Raw genomic sequence first — 24,901 nt, 5'->3', positions numbered from 1 at the left:
TCTTTACCGTAATGGCTGAACCCTATTGTCGTGTTCATGGGGGATAGCCATCCATACATGAGATGGATTCATTAATAATATTACACTTCCAAACACAGTGATACGAATGCCTGACGCCTTGCTGACAAAAGCAGACACATTACATTCATTTGTTTTTAATAAAAAAACAGATGAAATCGACTAAACAGAAAAACTCAGCAGATCTCACCAGTAATTTTTGATTAAAAAAATCATTAGTATGAATTCATCATCACACAGACAATGTTGTTTATGAGACGCATTATCGATAACCTTATGCGACGGTATTTCTCTTTTTTATTCACTAAGGTCATCGTATGCAGGCATCAGACAGGCGTATGCCGGAAACACGCGTTACATCATTGCTCTCTGGCTGGTATCACACCGGGTGGCGGCGTTTGTGCCTGCTGGCGCTCGTGATACTCAGCGGATGCGACGCCCCGCCAACCGCCCCGCCCCCCGCTCGCGCCAGTCAGGTATCTGAAGGCTGGCCGCGCACGCTGCAAACACCGAAAGGCCCGCTCACACTGACGCAACCGCCGCGCCGGATTGTCTCCACCAGCGTGACGTTAAGCGGCACCCTGTTGGCGATTAATGCCCCCTTAATCGGTTCTGGCGCTACCAGCCCCAATACCGCCGTTTCCGATGAGCTGGGCTTTTTTCGTCAATGGAGCGAACAGGCTAAAGCGAGGGGGGTGAAAGCGCTGTATATCACTGAGCCAAATGCCGAGGCGATTGCCGCAGCCGCGCCCGATCTCATTATCATCTCCGCTACCGGCGGCGACTCCGCGCTCAAACTCTACGACCAGTTATCTGGCGTTGCGCCAACGCTGGTGGTGGATTACGGCGATAAAAGCTGGCAACAGTTAGCGGAATATCTGGGGTATGCCACGAGCCATGACAGCGATGCCAAACGCGTGATAAGCCATTTTGAACAGCGGGTGTTGCAGGTTAAACAAGCGATTGTCTTACCGCCGCAGCCGGTATCCGCACTGGTGTATTACGAAGATGGGCGCGGCGTTAACCTGTGGACGCGAGCTTCTGCACAAGGGCAGCTACTCTCGGAGCTGGGTTTTCAACTGGCGGCCCTGCCGGATAATCTGCCCACCGAAACCCGGATGGGGAAACGGCAGGATATCGTGCAGATTTCGGGAGAGAACATGGCCGCCAGCCTCAACGGTCAATCACTGTTGCTGTTTGCTAACGATGACAATACCGTTAACCGGCTTATCGCCAACCCGTTTCTCAGCCATCTTGAGCCGGTTATGCAACGGCGCATCTGGGCGATGGGCGCGGATACCTTCCGCCTCGATTATTACAGCGCCAACAATATGTTGACGCAAATTGAGCGGTCTTTTGCCCCGCCGACAGCCCAGTAATTCGGTTGCCGTTTTGCCCGCTACGCGGCGCTATCGCCAGGCTGGGGGTCTTCCACCTCAGCCTGACCAAAACCGCTGTGGCGCAATGGCCGAACCAGCAAAGACAGCAGCGCCGTTATCGCTATCGCCGCACCGGCAAACGACAGAATGCTCATCGCCGGTGCCAGCAGTTTCCCCATCACGCCCAGCGCCAGCGCGCCGCCAGAATCGCCGCACACATCTTGCGCGCTGCCAAGGCTGTTCACCCTGCCAAGCAGCGCATCCGGCGTGTGGCTTTGAATCAACGTAAACTGCAACAAAGAGGCAATCGCATTGCAATAGCCGTAGCCAACCAATGCCAGCAATGCCGGTAACAGGTGGTTAAACAGGCCGAGTGAGGCAACCGCCAAAAACGCCCCTAGCGCACAGCCAAGTAATATTTGGCCGGGCCGCTTTACGTGCGGCACCCAGCCGCTGGTGAACGCCCCCAACATGGCACCGAGCGGCACCGCTGAATACATTAAGCCAACGGCGGATGGCCCAGCCTGATACGCCTCGGCCGCCAGCGCCGGAAACAGCACCCGCATGGCTCCGACCATACTGAGCAACATGCCCACGCACACCACGCTTCCCACCACCGGATGCGAGCAAACAAAGCGCAAGCCGCCCATCAGCGCCTCTATCGGGTGTTCAGGCTCTCCCGGTGCCGGGCGCATCACCGGCAGGCGCACCAGCGGAATCAGGGTAGCGAGCGTCCCCACCGCAGCGACAGCAAAGTTCCAGCCAACACCACCGGCAACAATGATCACCCCGCCCAGCGCAGGTGAGAGGATAGCGCCGAGTCGCACCGTCAGCATGGTCAGCGCACCTGCGGCGGGCAGGTTCTCCCGGCCCACTAGGTGCGGAATGACCGCCATTAATGCCGTCATCCCCAGTGCGCCAAAAAAGCCATCCCAGGCGGACAACACATACAGCGCCAACAGCGATGGGCTGTCATAAAAGGCATTCAGACTCAGGGCGACAAAACCGATGCCGCACGTGCCACGGGCAAACAGAATGAGCTTGCGGCGATCAAAGCGATCGGCTAACACGCCGCCCACCATCAGCCCGATGAACATGCCCACGCCATCGAGCGCGACAGCCACGCCGACCTGCAACGTTGATCCGGTTAATGCCTGAATTTGTACCGGTACGCCGACGGTTAGCATACCGAGTGCAAACACCGACAGCAGGCGGGCGAAGAAAATCGCGCGAAAATGCGCATTGTGCCGCAACAAGCTGAAATCAAGGAAGAAGGAGGACTTAGCCATGAATATTCGTCGAATCCCTGTGTTGATGAAAGGAGCGTGGTTAGCCGCCCGCCCAGAATGTTTTTGCTGGCGAACAGCGCGATGAGCCGTGGCTGGCGTTATCCGGCGTAAGATCGGGGTGAGATCAAGGTGTCGGCGAATTAACGCCATCTCCGTCTAGCCACGCCACCACATTAATGATAATAATAATCATATGCATTTTTAAATAAAGTATTTCTTATCAATCTCTATGTCTGAATATGACTCGACGGCACGAATGCCCGGCAGATCCGCTGCCCGCTTGCGCCGCCTCAGCGGGGTATTTCCCTGCCTGCTGTTACTGATTGTTATCTGTTTCGCCAGCCTGATGTTCGGTGCCCGCGCCATTGCGCCAGAGGTCGTCTGGCAGAGTTTGACCGGCTATCTGCAAGGGCCGGACAGCACCATTATTTTGCAGGCTCGCTGGCCGCGCACGCTGGCCGGAGTCCTGGTTGGTATGGCGCTGGGCGCAGCGGGTGCGGTGATGCAGGCGCTGACCCGTAATCCGCTTGCCGACCCCGGCATTCTCGGCGTCAACGCAGGAGCAAGCTTCGCCATCGTGCTGGGAATTAGCGTTTTTGGCATCACCGATATGGCGTCATGGCTCGGTTTTGCCTGGCTTGGCGTACTCGCAGCCGGTTTAATGGTGTGGGTCATCGGCACCTTATGCGGCGGGCGCGTTAATCCGGCGCGCCTGACGCTCGCTGGCGTCGCCATCAGCGCTGTCCTCTCCGGTTTTACCTCGTCACTCACGCTACTTAACCCGCAGGCCTTCGACCAGCTACGCCTGTGGGAAGCCGGTACGCTGGATATTCGCTCACTTCGCAACATCATGTGGGTCGCGCCTGCCATCCTGTTGGGCTGTGCGCTGGCGCTGTTGACTGCGCGCTCGCTCAATACCCTGAGCATGGGGGACGACCTCGCCAGCGCGCTCGGCACCCGGGTAGGGCAAACTCGCCTGATGGCGATGCTGGCGGTGATGCTGCTGTGTGGCTCGGCAACCGCGCTGGCAGGCCCGATTGGGTTTGTCGGCCTGATGGTGCCGCACCTTGCCCGCCGTATGGCCGGGTCAGACCAACGCTGGGTTCTGCTCTACTCCATGCTCATGGCCCCATTACTGCTGCTCAGTGCCGATATCGTTGGCCGCCTTCTCGTGGCCGGAGAGCTACGCGTGTCTATCGTGACGGCCTTTCTCGGCGCGCCGGTATTAATCTGGCTGGTTCGTCGGCGTCCGTCATAGGAAAACCCATCATGATCTTTCGGATAAACGTGAATCAAACGCTGCTGCTGGGCTCGCCCGGCGGCGCTATCAATGCCCGACTGTCACTGCGCACGCTGTGGGTTGGCGTATTACTGTGTTTCGCCTGCCTGCTGTTGCTTACGCTTGCCATTAGCCTCGGTACGTTGCCGCTATCGGCGCTTACCGTATGGCAGGCATTTGCCGGACAAGGGGATGCCGCCACCGTGACTATCGTCACCCAGTGGCGTGCGCCGCGCGCGCTGATGGCGCTGCTGCTTGGCGCAGGCTTAGGCGTGAGCGGCGCCATATTTCAGTCGCTGACCCGCAACCCGCTCGGCAGCCCGGATGTGGTGGGCTTTAATACCGGCGCGCATACCGGCGCACTCATCACGCTGATTCTGTTGCAAGGCAGCGGCTATCAGGTCGCGGTCGGTGCGGTGCTAGGCGGGCTTGCCAGCGCGCTGGCGGTCTACCTGCTGGCGTGGCGACGCGGTATCAACGGCTTTCGCTTGATCATTATCGGCATCGCCATCAGCGCGGTGCTCTCTGCATTTAATACCTGGCTGATGATAACCGGCGCGCTGGAAACGGTGATGTCGGCCGCCCTGTGGGGAGCCGGTTCACTCAACGGCATGACCTGGGGTAAAGCGGCGCCGGGGCTGTGGTGTATTCCCATCGCACTGCTGGCGGTGCAGTTTCTCGCCAGCCGCCTGCGGTTACTGGAAATGGGCGACGACAGCGCCCGGGCGCTCGGTGTGCATGCCGAAGCCAGCCGGTTATGGCTGATGCTATGCGGCATTGTGCTGATTGCCGTCGTCACCGCCTGCGCCGGGCCGGTGTCGTTTATTGCGCTGGCGGCCCCGCAAATCGCCCGCCGCCTTAGCCGGGCCAGCGCGGTTCCGCTGTGCATTAGCGCGCTGACCGGCGGGTTGTTATTACTGGCCGCCGATATCACCGCCCAGCACCTGTTTACCGCCAGACAGTTGCCGGTGGGCTCTGTCACGGTATGCGTCGGCGGGGTTTATCTTCTCTGGCTGCTTATCCGCGAGGCGCGTCGCTAATCCGCCATGCGCCCTTGCTACGTGCGGTATGTTTTATGCGCGACACCGTCTAACGCCCTGTATAACGTCTATAAAGAGTAATTCAGATGACACACCTTTTGTGCGCCGAGCACCTGACACTGGGTTATGAGCACCGCATTATCGCCCGCGACCTGAATGTGGCGATCCCGAGCGGTAAATTTAGCGTCATTATCGGCCCTAACGCCTGCGGTAAATCGACCTTACTGCGCGCGCTGTGCCGCTTATTAACGCCATTGGCCGGTGATGTGCTGCTTGATGGCACCAGCATCCACCGTATTGCCACCAAAACACTGGCTCGCCAGCTAGGGTTGCTGCCCCAACAGGCGATTGTGCCGGATAACATCACGGTGATGGATCTGGTGGCCCGTGGGCGTTACCCGCACCAGACGCTACTGCGTCAGTGGAGCGAGGCCGACCAGCGCGCCGTTACCACCGCGATGGCCGCCACCCACGTCAGCGAGCTGGCAGATTGCCCGGTCGATACCTTGTCCGGCGGGCAGCGCCAGCGCGTCTGGATAGCGATGGTACTGGCCCAGCAAACGCCGCTGCTCCTGCTCGATGAACCCACCACCTGGCTGGATATCGCCCATCAAATCGAGTTACTGGATCTGTTTCGTGAACTGAACCAACAACACGATCGCACGCTGGTGGCGGTGCTGCATGATTTGAACCAGGCCTGCCGGTATGCCGACCATCTGATTGTGATGCGCGCAGGCGCAGTGATGGCGCAAGGCGCTCCGGCTGACATCATGACCCCTGAGCTGGTGCAGGCGGTCTTTGGTATGGGCTCTATCATTATCGATGACCCGGTTTCCCACACGCCGCTGATCGTGCCCTGCGGCCGTTACCATCCCGCGCCATAAACAGCGATAAGCCGCAATAAAAAAGCCGCCGGGCGAACCCGGCGGCCAGACAGATGAATAACCCGCACGAATAATCCGCATGGCGGCCGGTAATCACACCGACCGCCATACCGCTCATTCACTAACGTCACTCACTGACGTCACTCATACATTCACACCCCGTCACGGCGATGCAGCAACCGGTTCAGCAGCGGACCCAGTTCCACCAGCGAGGCCGGTGAGAGAATATCGGCATGGTCGCAGGGCTGGGGATATTGCACCAGCGAGCCGACATACGGCGCCCAGGTCGCAGCGATGTCCATGCCCTGCGGCACTGTGCGCGTTGCCACAAACAGCGTGGCTTCGCCGTCATAGCGCCACGAGCGCGCCGTTGACAGCAAACGCACCGCATCCTGATAGTTAGCGACGATATTGCCAAACATCGCCGCCCGCTCCGCGCGCAATTGCGGGTCGTTTTCGGCCTCGGTATCAGCCATAAACCCGGCCTGCTCGCGTTCAACCTCCTCACGGGCATCGGCTTCATCCGGTGCGCGCCAGTCCTGTCCTTCCGGCGGATAGGTATCCAGCAGGCCTAAAAACGCCACCTGTTCACCGGCCTGCTGCAAGCGGGCGGCAATACCGTGCGCCAGCGTGCCGCCCAGTGAGTACCCCAGCAAATAATAGGGCCCCTGCGGTTGGTGATGCCGGATGGTCGCCAGATGGCGCTCACACATGGCATCGAGGCTGTCACACTGCGCTATCCCGCCCTCTGGCCGGGGCGACTGCAACCCGATAATCGGATAATCGCCGTCCAGATAACGCAACAGGCCGCTATATTGCCAGGCAAAACCAGACGCCGGATGCAGGCAAAACAGCACCGGCCCGCGCCCGGCTCGCAACGGCAGGGTTTCGCCGTTACCATCCGAGACGCGCTGATCCGGGTTATCCTCCAGCAACAGCGCAATGCGCTCAACCGTGCGGGCCGCCATGATCTGCCCGACAGACACCGTGCGCGGTGCGTGGCGGCGGAGATCGGCTGCCAGGCGCATCGCCAACAGCGAATGGCCGCCCAGCGCGAAAAAGTCATCGCCCAGAGAGACGGCCTCGCAGGCCAATAATTCGCAAAACAGCGCGGCAACCGCACGTTGTGACGGCGTATTGGGCGCTTGCCCCTGAGCCTGACGAACAACCGGCGCAGGCAGCGCTTTACGGTCAAGCTTGCCGTTTGCACTGAGCGGGAAAGCCTCCATTAGCACATAATGCGCGGGCACCATGTGCGCCGGTAACTGCTGCGCCAGCGCCTGTTGTATGCGCTCGGGCGTTAGCGCTGTCTGGGGCTGCGCCACCAGCCAGGCCACCAGTTGACGGGCATCCGCACCGTGCCATTGCCCGGCATCCCCCAGCGCACAGGCCCCGACGACGGCCTGCGCCACGCCGGGTTGCGCCAGTAACACCTGCTCAATTTCACCCAGTTCGATACGCTGCCCGCGAATTTTCAACTGGTCATCGCTGCGCCCGAGGTATTCCACCGCGCCATCGTCCAGCCAGCGGGCGATATCTCCGGTGCGATACATGCGCTCGCCGCAGGCGAACGGGTCAGCCACAAACCGGCTGGCGGTGAGCGACGGGCGGCGTAAGTAGCCCTGCGCCAGTTGCACACCGCACAGGTACAAGTCACCCGGTACGCCGGGCGGTACCGGTCGCAGGGCGCTATCGAGAATGCGCAGGCGGGTGTTCCACACCGGTCGCCCAATCGGAATACCCGGCAAGGCGCAATGCTCCAGCGCCGCACCAAACGCTGGCTGCCAGGTCACATCCACCGCCGCTTCCGTCGGGCCATACAAATTGTGCAACTCACTGCCCAACAGCGACTGATAACTTAACGCCAGCTCGCGAGACAAGGCTTCGCCGCTACAGAACACGCGGCGCAGGCTGGCACACCCGATGCTCTCACGCGGCCAGCGCTCCAGCGTACTGACCCAGGCGGCCAGCATCGACGGCACAAAATGCAGTGTGGTGACGCCATAGTCATCAATCAACTGGCGTATTGCCTGCGGGTCGCGGTGCGCCTGCGGCGGGGCCATCACCAGCCGGGCACCGGTCATCAACGGCCAGAAAAACTCCCAGACCGACACATCAAAACTGCATGGCGTTTTCTGCAACACCACATCATCCGCCTGTAGCGGGTACTGATGCTGCATCCACGCTAGCCGGTTAACAATCGCCTGATGCCCGACCACCACGCCTTTTGGCCGCCCGGTCGAGCCGGAGGTGTAAAGCACATACGCCGCCTGCTCAGGTTGTACCACAACCGGTGCATGACGCGGTTGCAGGCGCTCATCGGCAAGGGTGTCTAACAGCAGCAGCGGTGCCAGCGCGCTAAAGCGCGCCTGCTCCGCCTTTTCGGTGATGATAAGCCGGGGCGTGGCATCCTCCACCATCAACGCCAGCCGGTCGTCCGGGTAGCCGGTGTCCAGCGGCAGCCAGGCTGCGCCTATTTCCACGATGGCATACAGCGCCAGACTCAAGCGCACCGAGCGCGGCAACGCCACCGCCACGATATCGCCGGGCTGAACCCCCGCGTCTATCAGCCGGTCGGCCAGCAGCCGGGTTTGTAAACGCACCTGCCGGTAGCGCAATTGGTGTTCGGCATCGACCAGCGCAATCCCATCGGGCGTGCGCTCGGCCTGCCTGACCAGCGCCTGAGGCAAGGTGCCGGGCGGCAGCGCCCATTCGGTCTGATTGGTCGCCTCCAGCAGCGCCTGCTCCTGCGGCAACAGCCAGTCCCAGTCCGATAACGCACGCTCTGGCGTCTCAATCAGTTGTGTCAGCACGCGCAACAAGCGCTGTGCCAGTTGCTGTGGCTGCGTTACGCTGGCGCGATATTCCATCAACAGTTGCAGGCGCTGGCCGGGCAGCACCAAAAGCGTCAGCGGATAATGGGTATAGCCACGGTTAGTGACCGCTTCACAGCGCAGCGCCTGGCCGGGCTGACTCAACGCCGCGCCATCCGGGTAGTTTTCCACCACCAGCAGCGTGTCAAACAGCGTGCCTCTTGCGGCAATGTGCTGAATCTCGCCAAGGCCGATATCGTCATGTTCCACTAGCTGGATTTGCTGCGCCTGTAATTCAGCCAGCTGCGCCAGTAACGGGCGGTCAGCCTCAAAACGCACCCGCACCGGTAAGGTGTTGCTAAACAGCCCGACATGCTGCTCGATGCCGTCAATCTGGCCAAACCGCCCGGACACCGGTGAACCAAACACCACATCATCCGCCCCGCTACAGGCACTGAGCAGTAACCCCCACACGCCCTGCATCACGGTATTGAGCGTCAGACCTGACTGGCGACACAGCGCCAGCAACCGTTGCTCTTGTGCGGGCGGCAGCGACAACGCCAGTTCACGGACCTCACCGGTATGCGGGCCATCGCCAAACAGCAAGGTTGGCCGCGCCTCGGCCAGTACCTCGCGCCAGCGCTGGCGCGAGGCCTGTGCATCGCGGGCCGCCAGCTGGCGAATAATGTGGTGGTAAGGCACCGATGGCGGCGTCAGCGCCGCCGGGCCCTGATACAGCGCGGTAAACAGCGCGTGCAGGAAAACCGGCGTAGACCAGCCATCCACCACCAGATGGTGAGCATTCAAAAACAGCGTATGGCGCTCGCCGTCAGCATGGCTGACCAGTAACGCATGTAACAGCGAAGACGGCTGATGGAGCAAATCACGCGCCAGCTCCGCCTGTTCCAGTTGCCGCAGGCACGCCTGCTCCTCGTCGGCGCTCATGGCCGCGAGCGTGCGGCTTTCCAGCGGCCAGTAGCACGTATCATGGCGCAACAGCGGCAACAGCTGTAACGGCTGCGGCGTCAATGCGGTGTCAAAACGCGCGGCGAGCTGCGGGTACTGGCGCACCACGGCTTCCAGCGCCTGACGCAATTGTGGAACCGCCAGCGGGCCGCGCAGCGACAGGCGGGTGAGTGAGTTGTAACTGCCACGGCTGTCGGCCACCTGCGTCTGGAACAGCAGCCCCTGCTGCAACGGCAGTACCGGCAACACCGTCGCCAGCGGCCCGTAGTGCTGGCGCAGCGTATCGAGCGTGCTATCGCTGACCTCCGCCAGCGCCACTTCAGCGGCGACACAGGTATCGTACGGCGCATCCTGCGCGGCGCAATCGCGCCACTGCGCCAGCGCCGCCACCATATACTGATGCAGCGCGTCGATATCCTCGGGTGTGAACACCGCCTGCGCAAAGCCCCAGTGGATCGCCAGTTGCGGTTCCGCTCCCTGCTCATCAACAAAAATATTGATATCCAGCGGGTGCGACAGCGGCATATCCGGTGACTGGGTCACGGCAAAGGCATCGTGGAAATGGCGCGGGCTTTGCCGGGGTGCCCAGAGGCCGTCTTGTGCGTCAAAGCGCCCGAGGTAGTTGAACAGCACGTCTGGCGCTGCGTGTTCAAGGTTTGCCAGTTGAGGGCCGCTGTGCGCATCAAGATAGCGCAGCATGCCATAGCCGATGCCATAGTCAGGCACGGCGCGCAAGGCGCGTTTTACCTGACGTATCTGCGCCGCCTGTTCATGCGGCGATTGCGCTGCCGGTTCAATCAGCACCGGATATTCAGCCGTCAGCCAGCCGACGGTGCGGCTGGGGTCAAGCCCATCGAGACTGTCGCTGCGCCCGTGGGATTCCAGCATCAGGCGCAGCGGCTGCACGCCAAAATGCTGCTGGCAGGCCGAGACGAACGCCGCCAGCAACACCTCATCAACCCGCGCCTGAAAGCACGCTGGCAACGTAGTCAGCACCGCCCGCGTTAGCCCGGCATCCATGGTGCGACGTTGCTGCTGGCGTGAGCGTTCACGATCGCGCGCCGGGTCAAACGCCACGCGGCCCAGCCGCGCCAGCGCCGGACTCATCACCGCCTGCCAGAAAGGTAACTCGGCGCGGCGCGCCGCAACCTGAGCTTTCAGGCTGGCAGACCAGTCGTATAACGAGCAACTTTCTGCCGGCAGCTCGCACGCGTGTCCGGCCATCGCCGCCAGTGCCGCCTGGCGCAGCTCCGGCAACAGAATGCGCCATGACACGCCATCCACCACCAGATGGTGTGCCGCCAGCACCAATGCGCTCGCCGCTCCCGCGCGCTGTAACAACACGGCATATGCCATGACGCCAGACGCCGGGTCAAGCCGGGCGACGGCGTGCTCAAACGCTTCATCCGCACACTGCTCCAGCGTTTGCGCTGGCGCAACCTGCCATACCGTTTGCGCTATCGCAGGCTCGGCGGATGCGTCAATCACCAGTTGCCCGTCACGAAGAACCGCACACAACGCCGGGTGAGCCTGCGCCAGCGCACGGCACGCCTGTGCCAGATGTTCCGCTTGCAGTGCAGGCGGCAATGACACGAACACACCGTGGGCGAAAAGCGTGTTCAACCCCGTCTGGCGGGCAAAGCTGTGTACCATCGGCAGGCCATCCAGCACGCCCGTGCGTTGGCTGATACTGGCGGCGGGCTGCGTGTCAAGCGGTTGCAGCGCCTGCGCCATCCGCGCCGGTGTGCGTTCGGCAAAAATCGTTTTCGGGCGTAACACCCACCCTTCCCGACGCAAGAGCGTGCCAAGCCCCATGGCAGAAATACTGTCGCCGCCGAGGGCGAAGAAATCCGCCTCGGCGCTGACGGCGGTAAGTTTCAGTAACCGGGCAATCGCCTGGCAAATCATCTGCTCGTGCGCAGTTTCTGGCGCGCGGCCAACGGCTTCCTGCGCCGGTTCAGGTTTAGGCAGCGCCTGACGGTCGATTTTGCCGTTTACCGTCAGCGGCAGTTCGGCCATCACCATCAGTACCGATGGCAGCATGTAATCCGGCAGGTGTTGCGCCAGTTGCTCTAGCAGGCGAGCGGCGATGTCTGGCCGTTGTCGCTCGGCGGCATCAGGCAGCGAGCAGTAACCAATCAGCCGGTGCGTCGCGCCTAACGGTTCGGCAATCACCACCGCACTGCTGACCAGCTCCAGCGCCACCAGTGCGTTTTCGACCTCGCCCAGTTCAACGCGAAAGCCGCGAATTTTAATTTGGTGATCGCTGCGGCCAATGAACGTCAGGTGCCCGTCATGACGCCAGCGCATCACGTCGCCGGTGCGGTACATCACCGCGCCGGGAATAAACGGACAGGCGACAAAGCGGCTGGCGGTTAAATCCGGCCGATGCAGATACCCGCGCGCCAGCCCCGGCCCGGCGATATACAGCTCCCCCGCCACGCCGACCGGCACCGGTTGCAGCGCGTTATCCAGTAGCCAAACGCGGGTATTGGCGACCGGCTGGCCCAGCACCGGTTGGTCAGCCTGCGTCACCCGTGCGCCCAGCGTATCAATGGTGTATTCAGACGGCCCGTAATAGTTATGGATCTCCATTTGCGGATGCTGGCGCATCAGTTGCCACAGCCTCGGCGTGGCGGCTTCACCGCCTATCATCACAAACGCAGGCTGATGGTTATCGGCTTCCAGCAGGCCGCTGTCGATCATTTGGGTGAAAAACGACGGCGTGATATCCAACAGGTCAATTGGCGTGTGCGTGAAATGCTGCACCAATGCCCAGGCGTCTTTGCGCAATTCCTCATCGAAAATGTGTAACTCGCTGCCCATCATCATGCAAAACAGCGGTTCCCAGGAAGAGTCGAACGAGAACGAGGCGGTATGCCCGGCGCGCAGGCGGCGGCCATGCTGTTTGGCAAAGCGCGCCATCGCCGGCCCAAACAGGAAACTGGAGTGGGACATCATCAGGTTCAGCAACCCGGCGTGGGTGCTCATCACCCCTTTGGGCTTACCGGTCGAACCCGAGGTATAAATCATGTAAGCCAGATGCTCACCGCGCAGCGGTGTGCGCCGCTGTTCATCCGTCACCCGCTCACCAGACAAGCGAGCGCAGGCCGCCTGCCAGGGTGCATCGTCCAGGCATTGCACCGATAGGCCATCGGGAATTTGCGCGCGAACACGCTGGTGCGTGAGCACCTGCACCGGCTGTGCATCCTCACACATCAGCGCCAGCCGCTCTTTGGGGTAGTCGAGATCCAGCGGCATGTAAGCCGCCCCGCTCGCCAGTACCCCAAAGATAGCCACCACGGAGTCGAGCGAGCGCGGCACGGCAATAGCGACCACATCGCCAGTCCCGATGCCTTGCGCCATCAGCCAACGCGCCAGTTGCATCGCACGGGCGGACAATTGGCGATAGCTTAAGCGCCTCTCGCCGCACACCGCCGCCAGCGCATCGGGCTGCTGCATCACCTGCTGTTGCAGGCAATCGAGCACGGTATGCAGCGACGCAGGCAACGTCAATTGCGGGCCGCGCCCCCAGCTGTCAATATTTCGCCACTCTTGCTCATCGAGCAGCGGCAGCGTGCGAATATCGCTATCCGGCTGTTGCACCAGACGGGTTATCATTTGCGCTAAACGCCGGGCGTGCGCCTGCAATGCGCTTGCGTCATACCGCGTCGGGTTGGCCACCAGCGTCAGGTGCAGTTGGCCGCCCTGCATCTCTATCGTGAATTCCAGGTCATCTACCGGCCCCATCGCCAGTACATGCGGTGTGACCGGCGTATCGCCCAGCGTCATCTCGGCGTGATAAACCTTAACGTTAATCACCGGGCCATACAGCGCCTCGCTGCCGCCCACCAGCCCCAGATCGCGCCGCAGTTGTTCGGCATCATAGCGCTGGTGGCGACGCACTCGCTGAATTTCCGCCTGCACGTCCCGCACCACGTCGGTCAGCGTCATCCCGGCCTGACACTGCACTTGTAACGGCAGCACATTCACCACCGGCCCGGTGGCACTGAGCGCCACCGACCCCATCCGGCGCATGAAAGGAAAGCCAACCGACAGGCGCGTTTCACCGCTCATGCGATGCAAATAGACCATCAGCGCGGCCATCAGCACATCCGTTGCCTGCACCCGTGCGCCCAGCTGTTGCGCCAGCGACATCAACGGTGCGGCAGGCAGCGTCAATGCGTGATGCAGATGGCGGGTCGATGCGTCCGGCGCGTCAACCCGGTCTGTCGCCAGCGACACCGGCGTCGGTAAATCACGGGCGTGCTGTTGCCAAAATTCGCCAGCGCGCTGGTTCTCGGGCGAGCCTTGCCACGCCTGATATTCCTCAACCACCTCGGCAAACCCGGTAAACGGCGACGGCGGTGGCGTTTCGCCACGCAAGCGGGCGTTGTAAATCGCCACGATGCGTTGCGTCAGCGCCTCAAAACTAAAGCCGTCCAGCATCAAATGGTGAAAACGCTGATACCAAAACCAGCGTTCAGGGTCAGCCGACACCCGCATGATGACCTGTCGATAAAGCGGCGAGTCGCCATCGGCTGGCAGCGCAGCGGCGAGATCCGCGTGCATCAGGGCAAAAGCGGCGCGCTCGCCGTCCTCAGCCGCGCTCAAATCAAGCACCTCTGCGGCTATCGTAGCAGTACGGTGGCCCGCCGCAGGCAGCCACTGCACCGGCTCACCTTGCGCATTCAGGCCAAAGCGCGCCTGTACGGTGTCGGCCTCCGCCAACCCGTCGTCAATTGCCAGACACAGGCAGGCGGCATCAATCGGGCCATGCAATTCCAGCGCATGGGCTACGGTAAATATATTCGGTTCATTGGCGAGTTGTTCCGCCATCCAGATACCGGGCTGGGCCGCTACAAGCGGCAGTTCGCGATACGCCGCGTCTGGCGCGGGCGTTAAACATGATTCTGACACGTTATTTTCCTTACTCCCTCAACACACACCACGCTGACCGTCTGTTGGCTCAGGCTTCATTCGCTTGCAGGACTAACGGGCGCATGTCCTGCCAGTGCGTTTCGATGTACTCGATACAGGCCGCGCGCGAATGCGGGCCAAACACGGCCTGCCATCCTGCGGGCACGGCGGCAAACACCGGCCACAGGCTGTATTGCTGTTGTGCGTTGATAAGCACCTGAAATGTCAGCCTGTCATCATCAAAGGGATTACATTGATCAACGGGATTAGATTGTTCCTGACTCATGCTTGCTCCTGATTCATGGGGGTTAGGTCGTGTGGCAGGAAAGCCGGGAGGGTGGATGCGCCGTCGTTTAGCAGCCAGCACAGGCCGTCGATCAGCCCGCCGCGCCAGCACAGCGTGTCATGCCCACCGGCGTACTCTCGCCAGTAAAGGCGATGCCCGGCGGCAGACAATGCATGGCGCATCTGTTGGTTAACAAACGCGATATCCGCTTCACGTCGCCCCGCTTCCTGAAAGATAACCAGCGGCCTGGCAGTACGCCCGCCCTGGCGAACCTGATGGATTAATTGCCCCGGCGTCAGTGTGTTACGCTTGGCAAAATCGGTGATAAAGCGCACCTCCGGCCACCAAAATGAGCCGGATTGCGTGAGAATTCGCCCAAACCGCTCAGGCCAGTTCAGCCCGGCATAGAGCGCGGCCAATCCGCCATAGCTTTGTCCAGCCACCACGGTGCGGTCAGGGTCATCGCTAAATGGCGTTATCTGCGCCGCTTGCACTAATAACTCCTGCTGTAACGCCAGCCAAAACTCGGCGCAGCAGGGCAATTCGCGGCTGCGGGTCGGCATGTCGATGGCGTCAATCAACAGCCATACCGCCGGTGGCAGCACACCGGCGGCGGTTTGCGCATCCAACACGGCAAACACCGGTTTTTCCACCGCCCACTTCTGCCCGTCGAGCAATATCGCCAGCGGACGCTGCGCAGGCTCTTGGCTGTTGCCGGTGGTATAGAGCCAGACCCGGCGCTGGTTGCCAAGCCGCTGGCTATGCCAGATAAACGTCGTCAACCGGCTGGTATCCGGCGCGAGCGACTGTGCGTTATCCACCGCCTGCCAGGCCGGTTGCGGCAAGGCGTTGGGCATCTGCGCCAGTGAAAGCTGCGCTCCCCACGGTTGATAGCGGTTCAGCGGGTCAGCTATCGCCGCCTCAGACACGGCACGCCACCATGCCCGTTGCTGCTGCTCACGCTGTTGGGCATCGGCACTGAATCGCGGTGGGCACTGCGCTGCCGACACCGGAATCAGCGAATAGCTACCTCGCCAGTCATGCTCAAGCACCACCGACCAGTACCACACATCTGTGGCGGCCAGACGCGTCAGGCTCTGCGGGTCAATACTGTGGTGATCGGTAACGCCATTGACATCGGCATACACCCGCACGGTCTGGGAGTGCCGCTCATCCCCTTGCGGATCGCGCCAGAAAAAGGTGGCCGTGACCCGGGATGCATCCAACGCTTCCACCAGCGGCGTGCCAAAGACAGCGAGTTGCCGCCACCATGCTTCACTCCCAACCTCGCGGGATGACAGCAGTGCCGCAGTAAAACCTACCGGCAGTACAGCTGATGCCCCCATGCTCTGGCTCATCCTGTTACATCCTTACATTTGTTTAACAAAATTTATGCATTACTTTAAACAATGACAAAAACTCACGTTTATACAAATCATATTGAGAACTATTTACATTTGCAATAAGATGCAGTCCTCGATGTCAGCCAGAGCATATCGGAGTGAGCTCCGACAAAAATCAGTTTTGATAATCATCAACACATTGATTTTAAATTAAACAACTTCAAAACCCAGGATGAAGAGCCCGGCCGACAACGAGGGGATTGGTAACGCATAAAAAATGATGTTTTCTACAGGAGGGGTTCGCTGATGCTACGCACCAGGAAGAAACAATTAATAAAACTAACGTCTTGGCAAAAAAACAGAAACCGTATGCCGGTTGTTTTTGCATCCACATTATCCACATTGTTGCTGGCAACGTCTGCCAATGCAGCGGAAAACAGCGCCAGCAGTGAGACCATGGTGGTGGAAGCACGCTCAGGCGAAAGCACAACTGCGCCAATGAAAGGCATGGTGGCGAAAGAGAGCGCATCCGGTACGAAAACCAGCGCGCCTCTCATCAAAACACCGCAATCGATAACCGTTGTGACGCGTGACCAGATGGATGCCCAGGCGGTTTCTTCCGTTTCCGATGCCCTTAATTACTCCAGCGGGGTCGTCACGAATTATCGCGGTTCATCCAACCGAAACGATGAGGTGATCTCACGCGGCTTTCGCTATGCACCCAAATTTCTTGATGGGTTGAGCTATGGACTAAGTGGGCAAGGTTCGGCGATGGGGAAAATCGACCCGTGGCTGCTTGAGCGCGTTGAACTGGTACATGGCCCGGCCTCCGTCCTGTACGGGCAGGTCAACCCCGGCGGGCTTATCAGCATGACCAGCAAACGCCCCACGGCGGAAGACATCCACAAAGTCCAGTTCAGCACAGGCAACCAGCATCTGGGCGAAGCCGCATTTGATTTTGGTGGCGCACTCAACGATGACAAAACCCTGCTGTACCGCCTGAACGGTATTGGCAGCACCCGTAATGAATTTGTCAATGATTACAAGCAGCAGCGTGTGGCCATCGCCCCAGCGCTGACCTGGCTGCCTAACAGCGATACCAGTTTTACGCTGTTGACCAGCTACCAAAATGACCCCAAAGCGGGGTTCCGCAACTTCTTACCAGCCTACGGGACAGTGTGGGAAACGAAGGCGGGCTATATTCCTTATGATTTGAACGTTAGCGATCCCAGTTACAATCAATCAAAACGGGAACAAGGATCTATCGGCTATAGCCTTGATCACTCTTTCAATGATGTTTTCTCTTTCCAGCAAAATGTTCGCTATTCGCAGTTGCGGGAGAAATATAAATATCTGGTCTACACCACTGGTGGCAATACAACCAACACCACCATTTCGCGCAGACCACAGAAAGAAGAGAATGATATTGGCGAATTCGCTATCGATAACCAGTTGAAAGCTGCGTTTTCTACCGGTTCGGTTAACCATACCGTATTAAGCGGCATGGACTACAAATGGATGACGCTCAACAGGAAATTATGGCTTGACCGCAGCAGTGACTACCCGTTTGATTGGGCAAAGCCAAATTACAATCTCTCCGTCAACGACAGTATGTTGACAACACTGTCTACTGATGAGCGTAAGAAGCTCAATCAGTTCGGGGTCTATATTCAGGATCAGCTCGAATGGGAGCGCTGGAATTTACTGCTATCCGGCCGTCATGACTGGAGCCGCAGTAGCACGAATGACTATACCGAAAAAGCCATCACTGAACGTGACGACGGTAAATTTACCGGTCGCGCCGGTTTGTTATATGCGTTCGACAATGGAATTTCCCCTTATGTCAGCTACAGCACGTCCTTTGAGCCTGACTTAGGTTCTGGCGTCCCTGGCAGCCCGGCATTTAAACCAACCACCGGTGAACAAAAAGAGATTGGGGTAAAATTCCAGCCTAAAGGCAGCAATACCCTGTTAAGTGTGTCTCTGTTTGATATTACGCAGAAAAACATCAGCGCCTCACGTTATTTCCCAGAATATAAACGTAGTTACAGCGAGCAACTGGGTAAAGTCAGCTCCAAAGGGCTGGAAACGGAACTCCACACTCAGTTAACCCCGGCTATCAGCCTGATGGCGGCCTACACCTACACCGATGCCGTTATCAAAGACAGTGTTACTGCCAATCAGGTTAACAAATCGCCATCGTCTATTCCGCGTCATACCGCCTCAGCCTGGGGCAGCTATAACGTCCAGAGCGGCGTGCTGAAAGGCACCACATTCGGTACGGGTGTGCGCTATGTCGGCACCACCTATGGCGACAATGCCGAGAGTTTCAAAGTACCGGCTTACACCCTGTATGACGCCATGGCCCGTTACGACTTGGGCGAAGCCTCCGCGAGGCTCAAAGGCACCACAGTGCAGTTAAACGTCAATAACCTGACCAATAAGCACTATGTCGCCTCATGCAACAACACAGAAGCCTGCTTCTACGGCAGCGGGCGCACGGTTGTCGCCACAGTTAACTACAGTTGGTAACACGCTATCGCACATCACACCATCACAGGGCGAAACGGCCCTGTGATGGCCGCATCACCCATGGCCCAAACTATCATTCCCCCACGACAAAAGGAGCGACCTGTGCCAAATCTTGCCAACTCGTCGTCCTCGTTGGATGCGCATCAACTCCAGCCTGACGATTTTCTGTTTTTGTCACCTGAACATCATCCTAATGCCCATGCCAGCCTATATGCACGCGGGTGTTATGCGGCGTTCTCACCCATTCTGGAACCCTCTTGCGATACAGAGCCTGCCTTTACGCAGCAGTTGGCCACACAATTTCGTGCCGCACGCCGCGATGGTATCGCCAATCCGGTACTGGTTGGCGCCATCCCGTTTGACAAACGTCAACCGGCCCGGCTGTTTATCCCGCAGCATACCCAGTGGTTTGCACGCGATACCCTGACCGATGACATGAGCGCCATCCCTGCGCTTAACGCAACGCAGATTCGTGAGATACCGGAGAAAGCGCTGTTTTGCCAGATGGTTAGCGACGGTGTGGCGGCAACGCGCAGCGGCGAGCTTGATAAAATCGTGCTGTCGCGCTTGCTGGATATCGATACCGCACAACCGCTGAACTCAATGCGCTTGTTGCTGCAACTCAATCGGCAAAACCCCTGGAGCTATAATTTCCACGTCCCATTGGATCAAGGGGCAGCGCTGATTGGCGCAAGCCCTGAACTGCTGCTGCATAAGCAGGGGGAACAGGTGCTGACCCAGCCACTGGCCGGTTCCGCCCGTCGCAGCACCGACCCGCAAGAAGATAATCTCTTACGGCGTACCCTGATGGCGTCGGCCAAAGACCGCCACGAACACCGGCTGGTGATCGATGAGATTCGCCGGGTATTAGCCCCCTATTGCACGACGCTGGATATTCCCGACTCGCCAACCTTACTGAGCACGCCGGTGTTGTGGCATTTAGCAAGCCGCATTCAGGGTTCACTCAACGCCACGTCGCTTAATGCGCTCACCCTCGCCTGCCTGCTGCACCCGACACCGGCGCTGTGCGGCGTCCCTTATGATGCGGCCAGAACACGCATCGCCGAGCTTGAGCCGTTTAACCGTGGCTTATTCGGCGGCATTGTCGGCTGGTGCGATGAGCACGGCCAGGGGCAATGGGTGGTGACGATTCGCTGCGGCGAAGTGCAGGGCCAACGCGTCAGGCTGTTTGCCGGAGCCGGTATCGTGCCGGACTCGCAGCCGCTGTCAGAATGGCATGAAACCGGTGTCAAATTGAGCACCATGCTGCGCGCATTTGGGCTGCGTCAAAATCAGGAGTGTGCAGCATGATGGTTGAATTCACCCGCTGGCCTGCCGAGCTAGAAGCGCGTTACCGCAAGCTGGGCTACTGGCTCGACTTACCGCTGTGCGATATTCTCACCCGCCACGCCGCAAGCGACGCCATCGCAGTCATCGATGGCGAGCGAAGCTTGAGTTACCGGCAAATGAACCAGCAGGTGGCTCAACTGGCCAGCGCTCTGCAACGCCGGGGGCTTAAACCGGGGCAGACCGCGCTGGTTCAGCTCGGCAACGTGGCCGAATTCTATCTGGTGTTCTTCGCCCTACTGCGCGCCGGTATTGTGCCGGTCAATGCCCTGTTCAACCATCAAGGCAGCGAACTGTGCGCCTACGCCGACCAAATCGCTCCGGCGCTGCTGATTGCCGACCGCAACCATCCGCTGTTCGCCGACGATAGCTTTATCGATGAATTGCGCCAGCGCTGCCCATCGTTACAGCACGTCGTTATGCATAATGGGGCAGAGTGCGCGCAGAGCCTGTCATCGCTTTTGCAAACAGACGACGCGCCGCTGCCTGCGACCGGCACCCCGGCAGATGAAGTGGCCTTCTTTCAGCTCTCGGGCGGCAGCACCGGCACGCCAAAGCTGATTCCACGCACCCACAACGATTACTACTACAGTATTCGCGCAAGCGCAGAGATCTGCCAGGTCAGCGCGCACACGCGTTTTCTGTGTGCCCTGCCAGCGGCGCATAATTACCCGCTCAGTTCACCGGGATCGCTCGGCGTATTTTACGCCGGCGGCACCGTGGTTATGGCAAGCGACCCCAGCCCGGAGCACTGCTTCGCGCTGATAGCACGCCATCACATCACCCTAACGGCGCTGGTGCCACCGGCAGTCATTGTCTGGCTGGAGGCGGCAGCGTTATCCGACCATCGCCAGGCGCTCTCTAGCCTGCAAGTGCTGCAAGTCGGCGGCGCACGCCTTAGCGAAGCCGTCGCGCGACGTATTCCCGCCGAGCTGGGCTGTCGGCTCCAGCAAGTCTTCGGTATGGCGGAAGGGTTGGTGAATTACACCCGTCTGGATGACGACGACACCCTCTGCTTTACCACTCAGGGTCGCCCTATCAGCGACGATGATGAAGTCTGGGTAGCCGATGCCAACGGCAATCCGCTGGCATACGGCGAAGCGGGCCGCCTGATGACACGCGGGCCTTACACGTTTCGCGGCTACTACCGCAGCCCGGCGCATAACCAACAGGTCTTTGATGCCAATGGCTTTTATTGCTCCGGCGATGTGGTGATTCAACGCGCCGACGGCTATCTACAGGTCGTTGGCCGCGAAAAAGATCAGATCAATCGCGGTGGCGAGAAAATCGCCGCAGAAGAGATAGAGAACCTGCTACTGCGCCACCCGCATGTTCTTAACGCCGCGCTGGTTGCTGTACCTGACCCGGTCATGGGTGAGAAAAGCTGGGCCTTTGTTGTCACGCGAGAGCCGCTGAAAAGCGTCGCGCTACGGCGTCATCTGCGCGAACAGGGCATCGCCGACTACAAACTGCCCGACCGGTTCGAACAGCTGTCCACGCTGCCGGAAACCGCCGTGGGCAAAATTGATAAACAACGGTTGCGCCAGCTGGCGCAGCAATCGCTAACCGCCGCGAACGCAGGAGAATAAATCATGGCTATTCCGATGCTTAACAGTTACCCGCTTCCCACCAAGGCCGAGTTGCCGGTCAACAAAGTCAAGTGGCAGGTTGAATCACACCGCGCTGCCCTGCTGATTCACGATATGCAAAATTATTTCCTGAACTTTTGGGAAACCGGCAGCCCGCTGACGGCACAACTGATTGCCAATATCGTGCGTATCCGCCAGCTTTGCCATCAGCTTGGCATCCCGGTGTTCTATACCGCGCAGCCGAATGCGCAAAGCGATAAAGACCGGGCGTTGCTCAATGATATGTGGGGGCCGGGGCTCAACCGCCACCCGGAACAGCAACAAATTACCGCCGCACTCACGCCAGAGCCGCACGATACGGTACTGGTCAAGTGGCGCTACAGCGCATTTCACCGCTCCGATCTGGAGCAACGCCTGCACGCCACTGGCCGCGACCAGCTCATTATCTGCGGGGTTTACGCTCACATCGGTTGCCTGACCACCGCCACCGACGCCTTTATGCGTGATATCCAACCGTTCATGGTAGCCGATGCGCTGGCCGACTTTTCACGCGAAGAGCACATGATGGCGTTACGCTACACCGCCGGGCGCAGCGGGCGCGTCCTCAACAGTGAGCAGCTATTAACCGAATTGACAGCACAGCCGGATAACAGCCTGAGCCGCCTGCGCGCCGAATTACTGCCGTTGTTGGATGGCGATGCCGACCCAACGGACGACGATAACCTGCTCGATTACGGGCTGCTGGATTCGGTCAGCATCATGTCGCTGGTGACACGCTGGCGACAGCAAGGCCATGATGTCGATTTCGTCACGCTGGTGAAAAAACCGACCTTACGCCACTGGCAACAGTACCTCACGCCGGTGCGGGAGGAGGCATGAGCATTAACGCGGATTTCAGCGGCAAACAGGTGTGGATAACCGGGGCCGGACGCGGCATCGGGTATGATATTGCCTGCCGCTTCCTTGACGCGGGCGCGAACGTCACCGGCTTTGACCTCGCGTTTCCCGGCAACGCACCGGCCTTTCGCGCCATCGAAATGGATATCGGCGATGCGGCGGCGGTGGCCGATGTCTGTACCACCCTGCTGGCGCACACGCCCCGACTGGATGTATTGGTCAATGGCGCGGGCATTTTGCGCATGGGGGCAACCGAAGCGCTCAGTCAGGCCGACTGGCAAGACTGTCTGCGGATTAACGCAGGGGGCGCTTTCCACCTGTTTCAGGCGTTGATCCCACAGTTTCAGCAGCAACGCGCGGGGGCCATCATCACGATAGGCTCGAATGCCGCCCATGTTCCCCGGGTCGGCATGGCCGCTTACTGCGCCTCAAAAGCGGCGCTGCGCAGCCTGTGCCTGACTGCCGGACTGGAGCTGGCACCTTACGGCGTGCGCTGTAATCTGGTCTCACCTGGCTCAACCGACACCCCGATGCAACGTAGCCTGTGGCACGCGGCTGATGCCGAACAGCACACCATCGCCGGTTTTCCCAATCAGTTTAAGTTGGGTATTCCTCTTGGCAAAATAGCCCGCCCACGGGAGATAACCGATACGGTGCTGTTTCTGGCCAGTGAGTCAGCCAGCCACATCACTTTGCAGGATATTGTTATCGACGGTGGCGCAACGCTGGGTGCCTGATGAACAAAGAACACACCAAGGGTGTTATCTGGCAGCGTGAGGCGTCGCTGGACACGCTCAACCAGATGGCGGGCGCAAGCCTGCTCTCTCATCTGGGTATTCGCTTTACTGGCATAACGGCACACAGCCTTGAGGCAACAATGCCGGTGGATGAGCGCACCCGCCAGCCATTCGGCCTGTTGCACGGCGGTGCGGCGGTAGCGCTGGCAGAATCGCTCGGCTCGATGGCGAGTTGGTTATGTAGCAAGCCGGGAGCCAGCGTGGTCGGCACGGAAATCAATGCCAGTCATCTGCGGGCGGTCACGGAGGGCGACGTGCGCGGCATTTGCCAGCCGCTGCATCTGGGAAAACGCTCGCAGGTATGGCAAACCGAGATTGTTGATAGCGGTGGCCGCTGCTGCTGTATCGCCCGGCTCACCACCACTATCATGCAGCCATAATCGCGCGATAGACCATTGAGCAAGACGAGAGACCAATACGGGCTTTCCCTGAAAAAAGCGGCGCGTGCCTGACACAAACCGCTTTTTTATTCTGCTTGTTTTTACTCTGTTTGTTTTCATTCAGCTTACCGTTCACGCGGTAAGCGGCTTCGCTTGACGATGGGCGCGGCGTTATACTTTTTCGTCCAGTAGCCCTTCAGCAAAGCGCGCCAAACGCTGCAACCCATACTCCCATGGGCCAAACCCGGACTCGGCATTAATGTGGCCGCCTTCGCCAACATCAACCAAATCACTTCCCCAGGCATTCGCCCAATATTCCGCGCGGGAAAACGACATCAACGGGTCATTATGGCTGGCAAACGCCAGGCTCGGCACAGACAGCGGCGTGGCATGAATGCGATCTTCTATTTCAAAACGCATCGGTTCGGCGGGGGCGACCAGCATGACACCGGCAATACCCGGCGTATTCTGTTGCACCATCTGACAGGCGGCAAGCGCGCCAAAGCTGTGTCCTATCAGCACCACCGGTCTGTCACAGGTTGATAGCTCGCGCCGGATGGCCAGCACCCAGCGATCCAGATGAGGCTGATACCACTCCTTTTGGCGAATGCGACGCCAATAGGGAAAACGACGTTCCCAATAGCTCTGCCAGTGATCATCATCACTGTCACGCAATCCCGGCACCAGCACCATAGTCAGGCGAGCATCAACCGCCGCCAGCCGATTATCCACTTCTGTTGTCTGCATCAGGTTCTGTGTCTCCCTGTTGATTGTCTGCCAGGGGGATGACGCGCACCCCACATCCCTTCATTACATTTTTATAACAATATCGTTCTGGTTTACAGCCTACCACGGCATGGCCGATTTGTATTCTGCTTCAGCATCTCAATGAGAGGGCGGGACAAGCACCATGAAATGTTGCGAAAATGCGGAGAAAAGGCAGCTTAATAGCGACACCGGGCGCGCTGATGCCGTGTTCAGCACGATGCAGGCGTATTGACCAGATATAAATGCTATTCGCCAGATATTTAACCTTTGGCCTATTGAATTCAGCCCCTGCTCCGGCGTAGATTGAGCACCGATTCCACTATCGGCTGTAACGCTTCTGGATTTGCCCGACAAATGCAAAGCGGGCACAACGA

Annotated in this window: 15 protein-coding genes; 10 read left to right on the top strand and 5 right to left on the bottom strand. The window is 59.5% G+C overall.

Translation table 11 applies throughout. The features are described from left to right. The first annotated feature begins 335 nt into the window (after positions 1 to 335). On the top strand, positions 336 to 1,397 hold the full coding sequence (fepB, locus tag O1Q98_RS05375; protein ID WP_416232423.1) for a Fe2+-enterobactin ABC transporter substrate-binding protein: 1,062 nt from the start codon (positions 336 to 338) through the stop codon (positions 1,395 to 1,397). Between the two features lie 20 nt (positions 1,398 to 1,417). Here the strand turns inward: fepB and entS are convergent, their stop codons facing one another. Next, the gene (entS, locus tag O1Q98_RS05370) at positions 1,418 to 2,686 is read right to left on the bottom strand and encodes an enterobactin transporter EntS (RefSeq protein WP_125260161.1); all 1,269 of its coding nucleotides are present in this window, start codon (positions 2,684 to 2,686) and stop codon (positions 1,418 to 1,420) included. Positions 2,687 to 2,915: 229 nt separating this feature from the next. Between entS and fepD the strand changes: the two genes are divergently transcribed. The 3 genes from fepD (at position 2,916) to O1Q98_RS05355 (ending at position 5,889) form a co-directional block, all read left to right on the top strand. After that, complete coding sequence (gene fepD, locus O1Q98_RS05365) at positions 2,916 to 3,944, top strand: Fe(3+)-siderophore ABC transporter permease (RefSeq protein ID WP_125260162.1); 1,029 nt, start codon at positions 2,916 to 2,918, stop codon at positions 3,942 to 3,944. Positions 3,945 to 3,955: 11 nt separating this feature from the next. Beyond that, positions 3,956 to 5,005 (top strand): iron-enterobactin ABC transporter permease, encoded by a 1,050-nt coding sequence (gene fepG / locus O1Q98_RS05360; RefSeq protein ID WP_125260163.1) that lies wholly within the window; start codon positions 3,956 to 3,958, stop codon positions 5,003 to 5,005. Between the two features lie 86 nt (positions 5,006 to 5,091). Further along, entirely contained in the window at positions 5,092 to 5,889 is a 798-nt protein-coding gene (locus O1Q98_RS05355; protein ID WP_125260164.1) for an ABC transporter ATP-binding protein, read from the top strand. Between the two features lie 152 nt (positions 5,890 to 6,041). Here the strand turns inward: O1Q98_RS05355 and O1Q98_RS05350 are convergent, their stop codons facing one another. Genes O1Q98_RS05350 through fes form a run of 3 tightly spaced genes read right to left on the bottom strand, consistent with a single transcriptional unit; the run spans position 6,042 to position 16,232 of the window. Next, positions 6,042 to 14,588 carry an amino acid adenylation domain-containing protein gene (locus tag O1Q98_RS05350; RefSeq protein WP_125260165.1) on the bottom strand — a complete coding sequence of 2,849 codons (8,547 nt, stop codon included), beginning with the start codon at positions 14,586 to 14,588 and terminating at the stop codon, positions 6,042 to 6,044. A 49-nt stretch (positions 14,589 to 14,637) separates the two neighbouring features. Beyond that, positions 14,638 to 14,874, bottom strand: coding sequence for an MbtH family protein (locus tag O1Q98_RS05345; protein ID WP_125260166.1), 237 nt, complete (start codon positions 14,872 to 14,874; stop codon positions 14,638 to 14,640). Continuing rightward, a complete protein-coding gene (gene fes, locus O1Q98_RS05340) occupies positions 14,871 to 16,232 on the bottom strand; it encodes an enterochelin esterase (RefSeq protein ID WP_240632801.1) in 1,362 nt (453 codons plus the stop codon). Before fes ends, O1Q98_RS05345 begins: the two co-directional genes overlap by 4 nt. 291 nt (positions 16,233 to 16,523) lie before the next feature. On the opposite strand from fes, the gene O1Q98_RS05335 reads away from it, so the two are divergent. The 6 genes from O1Q98_RS05335 to O1Q98_RS05310 all read left to right on the top strand — a co-directional run bounded on the left by O1Q98_RS05335 (position 16,524) and on the right by O1Q98_RS05310 (position 23,759). After that, positions 16,524 to 18,749: a TonB-dependent siderophore receptor gene (locus O1Q98_RS05335; protein ID WP_125260167.1), complete on the top strand. Its 2,226-nt coding sequence runs from the start codon at positions 16,524 to 16,526 to the stop codon at positions 18,747 to 18,749. Positions 18,750 to 18,851: 102 nt separating this feature from the next. Then, on the top strand, positions 18,852 to 20,060 hold the full coding sequence (locus O1Q98_RS05330) for an isochorismate synthase (RefSeq protein WP_125260168.1): 1,209 nt from the start codon (positions 18,852 to 18,854) through the stop codon (positions 20,058 to 20,060). Further along, entirely contained in the window at positions 20,057 to 21,685 is a 1,629-nt protein-coding gene (locus tag O1Q98_RS05325; RefSeq protein ID WP_125260169.1) for a (2,3-dihydroxybenzoyl)adenylate synthase, read from the top strand. The genes O1Q98_RS05330 and O1Q98_RS05325 overlap by 4 nt, the downstream gene beginning before the upstream one ends. A 3-nt stretch (positions 21,686 to 21,688) precedes the next feature. Further along, entirely contained in the window at positions 21,689 to 22,564 is an 876-nt protein-coding gene (locus O1Q98_RS05320; RefSeq protein ID WP_278143136.1) for an isochorismatase family protein, read from the top strand. Next, a complete protein-coding gene (dhbA, locus tag O1Q98_RS05315; RefSeq protein WP_125260171.1) occupies positions 22,561 to 23,319 on the top strand; it encodes a 2,3-dihydro-2,3-dihydroxybenzoate dehydrogenase in 759 nt (252 codons plus the stop codon). Before O1Q98_RS05320 ends, dhbA begins: the two co-directional genes overlap by 4 nt. Further along, positions 23,319 to 23,759: a hotdog fold thioesterase gene (locus O1Q98_RS05310; RefSeq protein ID WP_125260172.1), complete on the top strand. Its 441-nt coding sequence runs from the start codon at positions 23,319 to 23,321 to the stop codon at positions 23,757 to 23,759. The genes dhbA and O1Q98_RS05310 overlap by 1 nt, the downstream gene beginning before the upstream one ends. Positions 23,760 to 23,930: 171 nt before the next feature. On the opposite strand, the gene O1Q98_RS05305 is transcribed toward O1Q98_RS05310, so the two are convergent. Then, complete coding sequence (locus O1Q98_RS05305; protein WP_125260173.1) at positions 23,931 to 24,506, bottom strand: RBBP9/YdeN family alpha/beta hydrolase; 576 nt, start codon at positions 24,504 to 24,506, stop codon at positions 23,931 to 23,933. Between the last annotated feature and the right edge of the window lie 395 nt (positions 24,507 to 24,901).

This window comes from Dickeya lacustris (assembly GCF_029635795.1).
Lineage (GTDB): Bacteria > Pseudomonadota > Gammaproteobacteria > Enterobacterales > Enterobacteriaceae > Dickeya > Dickeya lacustris.
Note: the sequence above shows the minus strand (reverse complement) of the source record. Positions and strands in the feature narration are given on the sequence as shown.